General features: G+C 61.3%; 7 protein-coding genes. 5 read left to right on the top strand and 2 right to left on the bottom strand.

The window, feature by feature from the left end; all coding sequences use genetic code 11:
* The first annotated feature begins 129 nt into the window (after nt 1–129).
* Entirely contained in the window at nt 130–1,524 is a 1,395-nt protein-coding gene (locus AMM41_RS00040; protein ID WP_089951684.1) for a S1 family peptidase, read from the top strand.
* A 64-nt stretch (nt 1,525–1,588) separates the two neighbouring features.
* Here the strand turns inward: AMM41_RS00040 and AMM41_RS00035 are convergent, their stop codons facing one another.
* Nucleotides 1,589–2,122, bottom strand: a complete 534-nt coding sequence (locus tag AMM41_RS00035) for a flavodoxin family protein (protein WP_089951681.1) — start codon at nt 2,120–2,122, stop codon at nt 1,589–1,591.
* A 38-nt stretch (nt 2,123–2,160) separates the two neighbouring features.
* Nucleotides 2,161–2,874, bottom strand: coding sequence for a pirin family protein (locus tag AMM41_RS00030; RefSeq protein ID WP_089951679.1), 714 nt, complete (start codon nt 2,872–2,874; stop codon nt 2,161–2,163).
* Nucleotides 2,875–3,006: 132 nt separating this feature from the next.
* Between AMM41_RS00030 and AMM41_RS00025 the strand changes: the two genes are divergently transcribed.
* The 4 genes from AMM41_RS00025 (at nt 3,007) to AMM41_RS00010 (ending at nt 6,480) form a co-directional block, all read left to right on the top strand.
* A complete protein-coding gene (locus AMM41_RS00025; RefSeq protein ID WP_089951677.1) occupies nt 3,007–3,945 on the top strand; it encodes a LysR family transcriptional regulator in 939 nt (312 codons plus the stop codon).
* Between the two features lie 77 nt (nt 3,946–4,022).
* Nucleotides 4,023–5,069 (top strand): NAD(P)/FAD-dependent oxidoreductase, encoded by a 1,047-nt coding sequence (locus AMM41_RS00020; protein ID WP_089951674.1) that lies wholly within the window; start codon nt 4,023–4,025, stop codon nt 5,067–5,069.
* 6 nt (nt 5,070–5,075) lie between these two features.
* On the top strand, nt 5,076–5,969 hold the full coding sequence (gluQRS, locus tag AMM41_RS00015; protein ID WP_089951671.1) for a tRNA glutamyl-Q(34) synthetase GluQRS: 894 nt from the start codon (nt 5,076–5,078) through the stop codon (nt 5,967–5,969).
* A 31-nt stretch (nt 5,970–6,000) separates the two neighbouring features.
* Nucleotides 6,001–6,480 carry a glycine zipper family protein gene (locus tag AMM41_RS00010; RefSeq protein WP_146186329.1) on the top strand — a complete coding sequence of 160 codons (480 nt, stop codon included), beginning with the start codon at nt 6,001–6,003 and terminating at the stop codon, nt 6,478–6,480.
* Nucleotides 6,481–7,673 lie beyond the last annotated feature (1,193 nt).

The raw sequence follows: 7,673 nt of genomic DNA, 5'->3' as shown, positions 1-7,673 counted from the left end.
GGTAACAACTTAAAGTTGAAATGCAACTTTTATTGTTATTATTGTTTCTCGCATTTTAAGGAATTGAATACTCTCATTGGCGTACAAAACAACAATTAACTCAATACTTACAAGAAAAACTTTTAAATCATGAATACAAAAAAAGCACTCAAAACTAGTCTTTTGTGCTGGAGCTTCATCACAGCGGGGGTCATGGGCCTGATGGCTTGTGGCGGCTCAACGGCCAAGCCTGGCGTTGAGACCGGTGGGGAAACGATGAACATCTCAGGCATTGCACGTTTTGAGGGACCTCAGCACTGCACGGCTTTTGCGCTGGACTGGGGTCAGGATCAGGCACCGGCCTACGCCCTGACCAGCGGGCATTGCGTGCAAAACTATTCAGACCCCGAGTCGGTTTACCAAGTGGTGCAGAACCAGCCTGGCCAAGGACAGCTGGTTTTTAAATACGACAACAGCACAGCCAGCCAACAAATCACGGTGCCCGTGCGGGAAGTCGTCTACAGCACCCTGAACCAAACCGATCTGGCGGTGCTGCGACTCGAAGGCACTGTGGCCCAGCTGCGAGCCCAAGGCATTGCACCCTTGAAACTGCAAAACACCCCGGCCCCCGCCCTCAGCAGCGTGACGGTGGTGGGTGCCCCCATGGGTCAATTTTTGAAAAAAATACAGTGCGCTTTGGGCCAGCGCACCGACGTGACCGAATTCACTTGGGTCTGGCAAGCCTTGCAAGCCAACGATTGCCAAGGCGTAGAACCGGGCATGTCGGGCTCACCCGTGATCAACCGACTGAATCAAGAGGTCGTGGGTGTCATCAACACCACCACACAGGACATGGTGGACACGGTGACCTGCTATTTGGGCTCACCTTGTGAAATCACCCCCTGGGGCACAGCACCTCAGCGCCAACGTGCCTACAGCGTGCCAACCGACACGCTGTCAGGCTGTTTTGCCAATGGGCTTTGGGATGGGTCGCAGCCGCACTGCACTTTGCCCCGTTCGGGCCCTGCCCTGACCTTGGACGGCCTGTACAGCCCCCTGCAAAATACCTTGCCGGGGCGTCGCTGGCAGTTTGGGGGAACGGCCGATGCCAACACGCGCATCAAAATCGTCAAAGCCGGGTCCGACAGCTGCCAAAACCCCAATGGCTATCAAAACTACAAAGATGACCCCCATCCCTTGATCGCCACGGAAGAAGGCGTTTACCTGGCCTGCTTGCAAAACGAGACCGGGCTGACCACCTGGCCCTTGCAGGTGGACAACACCGCGTCAACGCTCGAACCCCGTTTCAAAGTCTTGGAGGCCAACGAGCGCAGCACTTATATAGAGCTGCTCTATGCCGTGCCCGAAATCACCCGTTTTGAATACACCACGGCACGCAGCACTTTGGCCTGCCAGACGGCCCGTGGTTTTCAGGCTTACTGGAACGTGCCGGTGGATCTGGGCCCCAGGCCCGTGGTGTTGTGCACCAAAACCTTTGACCGGGCTGGCAATGAAAGTCGGGTTTGGGCACACACCTTGAACTGATCACCTCAAAAAAAAGCCCCTCACCCAGGTGAGGGGCTCAAGGGCATGACAAGCCCCTGATCGATCAGCCGCGCAGTTTGGCGGCCACGGCGGCCACGCGCTCACCGTAGGCTTTGGCGGTGTCCAGATCGCCTTGGGGAATGTCTTCGGCCGGGCTGGTGGGGCCCACTTGCGCCATCACACCGGAATTGGAGCCGATGCGGTTGATGGTGCCGTCGTTCATGGAGGGCTGGCCCACCCAGACCATGCCTTGCTGCATGGCCAAGGTGATGAAGTACTGGATGGTGGACAGCTTGTCACCACTGGGGCTGGCCGAGATGGTGAAACCGCCCGCCACCTTGTCTTTCCAGGCGCTGCTGAACCAGCGTTTGGACGTGGCGTCGGCAAACTTCTTGAACTGCCACGAGGCCATGCCCATGTAGGTGGGCGAGCCAAAAATGATGGCGTCGGCCGCGTCCAGGGCCGCCCAGTCGGCCTCGGTGATGTTGCCGTCGGCGTCGATGGCGATGCTTTGGGCGTTGGCACCTTGGGCCACAAACTGGGCCACACGCTGGGTGTGGCCGTAGCCGGAATGGAAAACAACAACGGTTTGGGTCATGAAAAACTCCTTGAAACGATGAAAAAAGGTTGAAAAAATCAGGGGGCCAGATCGAACACCAGCACTTCGGCATCCTCGCCCTGGCTCAAATTCAAAGCCGACTCGCCTTGCAGCAGGGCCGCGTCACCGGCCTGGAGCGACTGGCCATTGGCCTGCAAGCGGCCACGCACCAAAAACACATAGGCCTGGCGGGCCGGGTCCAAACTCAAATGGGCCGTTTCTGCGCCTTCCAACAAACCCGCGTACATGCGGGCATCGGCGTGGATCTGCACCGTGTGATCGGTCGCTTGCGGGTCGGCGGGGGGAGCGGCCACCAAGGCCAGTTGCCCGCGCTTGACACTCTCGGGCACGGTTTTTTGCTCGTAACCGGGGTCGATCCCCGTCACATTGGGCTCGATCCAGATTTGCAAAAAGTGCGTCTGCTCACCCTGGGCATGGTTGAACTCGCTGTGTCGCACACCGCTGCCCGCGCTCATGCGCTGCACGTCGCCCGGCGGAATACCCTTCACGTTGCCCATGCTGTCTTGGTGGGCCAGATTGCCCGAAAGCACATAGCTGATGATTTCCATGTCGCGGTGGCCGTGGGTGCCAAAGCCGGTGCCGGGTGCGATGCGGTCTTCGTTGATGACACGCAGGTTGCCAAAACCCATGTGGGCCGGGTCAAAGTAGTTGGCAAAAGAAAAGCTGTGAAAGGACTTGAGCCAGCCGTGGTCGGCGTAGCCGCGTTCGGTGGATTTGCGCAAGGTGAGCATGGGATTCTCCTGGTCAGCGTTGTGCGGCAAGGGCCACACAAGCAAGCCTGAACTTTAACGAAGGACAGTCCCCGCAGGGTGGCCCGGATTTGCTGGCATCATTCAAACTATTTCAATGATCAGGCCACCACCATGCAAACGCCACGCGACTGGCTCACCCCCGAGGCCCTCTTGATGCTGCAAACCATTGGCCAACAAGGCAGCTTTGCCGCCGCCGCCCGCACGCTGAACCTGGTGCCCAGCGCCCTGACCTACCGGGTGCGCCAAATCGAAGATGCGCTGGACGTGCTGCTGTTTGACCGCAGTGCCCGCCAGGCCGTGCCCACCGCCGCAGGCCGCGAGTTGCTGCGCGAGGCCAGCCGATTGCTCGACGACATGGACGCCGTGGCCAATCGGGTGCGCCGTGTGGCCACGGGCTGGGAAGCGGTGTTCACGGTGGCCGTCGACACCATCGTCTCACGCAGTGTGGTCATGGACCTGTGCGCCCGTTTTTTGGCGCTGGGTGCGCCCACCCGGCTGAGGCTGCGCTACGAGACCTTGTCGGGCACCCTGGCCGCCCTCACCTCAGGTCAGGCCGATTTGGCCTTGGGCGTGGTGCTGGAGCCGGGCTTGCAAAACGACATCCGGCATGCGGTGCTGGGCGACATCGCTTTTGTCTACGCGGTGGCCCCACACCATCCACTGGCCCAAGCCCCCGAGCCGCTGAGTGACCTCAGTTTGCAGCAGCACCGCGCTGTGGCGGTGGCCGACTCGGTCAGCCGGGGCACGGGCCTGACCATGGGTTTGCAAGGCGGGCAAGACGTGTTCACCGTGCCCGACATGACCAGCAAACTGGAGGCGCAGCTGCGCGGTTTGGGCGGTGGTTTTTTGCCAGAGACCTTGGCCAGGCCCTTCATCGACAAGGGCCTGCTGGTCCCCAAAAGCGTCCACACCCCACGCACCAACACCTGCCACCATGCCTGGCGCGACACGCCCAAAGCGCCGGCCGGACAAGCTTTGCGCTGGTGGTTGACTCAACTGGAAAGTCCAGCGACACGCCAGGCGCTTTTGCGGCCGTCGCAGCGTGTGTGAAGCCGTCCACAAAAACCCGCATCGGGGATAACCCACCCGGGTGGTTTCAAGCCCCATTTCTCAGCTAAAGTGATTACATGAACACACAACACATCGCCATCATTGGAGTCGGCATGGCCGGCGTGACTTGCGCACGCACTTTGCGCCAAGCCGGACACAACGTCACCTTGTTTGAAAAAAGCCGGGGCTTAGGCGGGCGCATGTCGACCCGGTCCAGCGCTTTTGGCAGCTTTGACCACGGAGCGCAGTATTTCACGGTGCGCGACCCGCGCTTTGAGCTGGCCATCGGCACCGCCCCCGGCGTGTGCAAACCCTGGAGCGCCAACGCGGTGCGTGTATTGGACCCCAATGGCCGGGTGATCGAGGCGGGCCTGCCCGGTGGTGAGCGCCATTGGGTGGCAGCACCCGGCATGAACGCTTTGGTCAAGGCTTGGGCAACGCCCTTGGTTGAAGACGGCAATGTGCAGCTGCAAACCCGGGTCACCCTCATGTCGGCCGACCCCCTGAAGAAAAACGGCTGGCAACTGCACACCGAAGGTGAAGACGGCGGGCAGCAGGTGTATGCCGGTTTTGACAAGGTGATTTTGGCCATCCCACCCGCCCAAGCCGCCGCGTTGCTCAGCGCCTCGGGTCTGAGCGACTTGGCCGCGCCATTGAGCTCGGTGACGGTGGACCCTTGCTGGACACTGATGTTGGCCTACCCCCAGGCCGTGCAACCGGGCTTGATCACCATTGGCCCCCAATGGAATGCCGCCCGCAGCACGCACCACCGCATTGCCTGGATGGCGCGTGAATCGTCCAAACCCGGGCGCGAACGCATTGAACGCTGGACCGTGCAGGCCAGTGCCCCATGGTCAGCCGAACATGTGAACGACACCCCCGAGCGGGTCAAAGGCAAGCTGATCAAGGCCTTTGCCGAAATCACCGGCATCCGTGTCACCCCGGCCCATGCCGAGGTGCACCGCTGGCTGTACGCCAAAACAGCACAGCCCCTGGGCCAAAGCTTTTTGTGGTCCAAAGACACAGGCGTGGGCTTGTGTGGCGACTGGTGTTTGGGCCACCGGGTCGAAGACGCCTTTGTCTCGGGCTTGGAGCTGGCTTTGGCGGTGCTCCAAAAACGCTGAGCCTGCATGCCCGGGGACTACTCAGGCCGGTTTGCACCCTCGCCAACCGGCCTTTTGCATGCGGGCTCATTGGTGGCGGCACTGGCCAGTTGGCTGGACGCACGCAGCCGTGGCGGCCGGTGGCTCGTGCGCATCGAAGACGTGGACACACCACGTTGTGTGCCGGGGGCTGACCAGGCCATCTTGCAACAGTTGGCGGCCTGCGGTTTGGTGCCCGATGGCCCAGTGGTGTGGCAAAGCCAGCGAGGCGACGTTTATGCCGACGCCTTGCAAACCCTGGTGAATAAAGGCTGGGCCTATCCGTGTGGCTGCTCACGCAAAGACATTGAATCGGCCCAAACCGTGGCCCGGCACAGCGCTGCGGTGTACCCCGGAACTTGCCGCGAAGGCCTGGGTGGCAAACCCGCACGCGCCTGGCGACTGAATGTGCGGGCCGTGCAAGAGGCCTTGGGCTTGTCCGCCATCACCCACTGGACCGACCGTCGCCTGGGGCCGCAACAACAAAACGTGAACGAAGAAGTAGGCGACTTTGTGCTGCGCCGCGCCGACGGCCTGTGGGCCTACCAACTGGCGGTGGTGGTGGACGACGCGGCCCAAGGCATCACCCATGTGGTGCGCGGCCAAGACTTGGCCGACAACACGGCACGGCAAATCGTGCTGCAGCACGCCTTGGGTTTGCCGTCACCCCAATACCTGCACACCCCCTTGGTGCTGGGCAGCCATGGCGAAAAGCTCAGCAAACAAAACGGAGCCCTGGCGCTTGAGCTGCACAACCCGCCAGCTGTGCTGAAAGCGCTCAACACAGCGGCGCAGGCGCTGGGCCTGCCCCCCACCACCACACACAGCGCAGAACATGCCCTGCACCAGTGGCTGGCGCAACAGACCTCACAAGACTGCTAGGATCGACGCTGACCAACCCGTTGAGACGATTGTGAACACCCCAAGACCCTGCCCCCACCCCAGCAGCCGCATCGCCGCAGCCAGCCTTTTCATCAGCGGGTTGCTGGTGGGCTGCGCCAGCACCGACAACGCCAGTCCCAGCGCCCCGGTGCTTTACCCCAATGCCGCTTACAAGAGCATGGGCGAGCTGGCCGCCAAACAACACCTGAGCCAGTGCGTGGCCCAAGCCCAAGCCAGCGGTCTGAGCCCGGGTGACGAGCGCCATGGCGTGGCTGCAGGCGCCAAGATGGGCGCCGCTGTGGCCGGTGTCACGGGCGCGGTCACGGGCCTGGTTTTGGGGCGCGGTCATGTGAACGATGCCTTGAAATACGGCGCACAAAGCGCTGTCATTGGGGCCGCAGCAGGCGCAACCCGCGGCGCCATGAGCCCACAACAAGCCAACCCCGTGTTTCGCCAGTTCGTGCAGCGCTGCGCCTCAGAGCGAGGTCTGGAAGTCATTGGTTGGCAATGAGCCAGCGTCTTGGCCGAAGCCCCATTTTGATAGGGGTAGGAAAGGCCAAGGCCTCCCCTCCCTCCGAACCGTGCGTGCAGTTTTCCCGCACACGGCTCTCCAGTCAGTGGTTTCCTCATCGGGATTGGCTCGCTTGCATTCGGGCCTGCGTCATGGTGAACAGCCCCAACTGCGCGAAGTACTCGTTTGGCCAGCGTTTGTGATCAACTTGGCTCTTCCCCATCCCCGGGCTCTTTTGCTGCTTGCGCAGCATCGCCCTCAACCTCCTGCGGATGAATCCGTCTATGCTGGGGAATGTGCTTTTATAGGCGTGCTTGAAGTAGCCAAACCATCCCTTGAGCATGGGGCCAAGCTCTTTAATGACAACGCGCAGACTCTCGCCTCTCGTGCGCTTGGTCTTTTCTCGCACCTTGTCCTTCAGCCCCTTTAGGCTCTTGTCCCGCACCCAGCGCCTGCCCGCCTCAAATCGGTAGCCCAGGAACTCAAAGCCCTGTCCCCTTTGCGTGCAGTCCCCCACATGGGTCTTATCCGGGTGCAAGCTCAGCCCGTTTTGCGCCACCCACTGCCTGACCTGCTCCAGTGCCTCTTGCGCTTGTGACGCCGTCTCGCACAGGATCACGAAGTCGTCCGCGTAGCGCACCATTCGGTAGCCCTGCGCCTTCATCTTCACATCCAGTGGATGCAGGTAAACATTGGCCAGCAACGGACTGATGACCGCCCCTTGCGGGGTGCCCGTCGTCGGCGTCCATCTGCGCATCTCTTGCACGATGTCTTGCTGTAGCCAGCCCTTGAGCAAGGCCAGCAGCCTTCCATCGCTGATGTGCGCTGCGATCCTGTCCATCAAGCCCTCGTGCGGGATGCTGTCAAAGTACCCCTGCAAGTCAGCATCCACCACATGGGTGTAGCCTTCTTTGAGCAGTGCATCAACTTGCCGCAGCGCGTCTTTGCAGCCCCTGCCGGGTCGAAACCCGTAGCTCGTGTCCTCAAACTCTTGCTCAAAGATCGGCTCTATCACCCGCTTGACCGCCGTCTGCACGATCCTGTCCTTGACCGTCGGGATGCCCAAGGGCCGCGTTTTACCGCCCGCTTTGGGTATCTCTACCCGCCGCACCGCTTGGGGCCTGTACTCTCCTTGCTCCAGTTGTCGGCACAGCTCACTCAGGWGCGTCGTGTCGGGAAAGAGTGTAGATCTC

It is taken from the genome of Limnohabitans sp. 2KL-3, assembly GCF_001269405.1.
Classification (GTDB): domain Bacteria; phylum Pseudomonadota; class Gammaproteobacteria; order Burkholderiales; family Burkholderiaceae_C; genus Limnohabitans_A.
Note: the sequence above shows the minus strand (reverse complement) of the source record. Positions and strands in the feature narration are given on the sequence as shown.

What these genes read in the sequence shown, in the direction of transcription:
- AMM41_RS00030 (WP_089951679.1), bottom strand. Translation starts at nt 2,874, where the DNA reads ATGCTCACCTTGCGCAAATCCACCGAACGCGGCTACGCCGACCACGGC.
- AMM41_RS00025 (WP_089951677.1), top strand. Translation starts at nt 3,007, where the DNA reads ATGCAAACGCCACGCGACTGGCTCACCCCCGAGGCCCTCTTGATGCTG.
- AMM41_RS00040 (WP_089951684.1), top strand. Translation starts at nt 130, where the DNA reads ATGAATACAAAAAAAGCACTCAAAACTAGTCTTTTGTGCTGGAGCTTC.
- AMM41_RS00020 (WP_089951674.1), top strand. Translation starts at nt 4,023, where the DNA reads ATGAACACACAACACATCGCCATCATTGGAGTCGGCATGGCCGGCGTG.
- gluQRS (WP_089951671.1), top strand. Translation starts at nt 5,076, where the DNA reads ATGCCCGGGGACTACTCAGGCCGGTTTGCACCCTCGCCAACCGGCCTT.
- AMM41_RS00035 (WP_089951681.1), bottom strand. Translation starts at nt 2,122, where the DNA reads ATGACCCAAACCGTTGTTGTTTTCCATTCCGGCTACGGCCACACCCAG.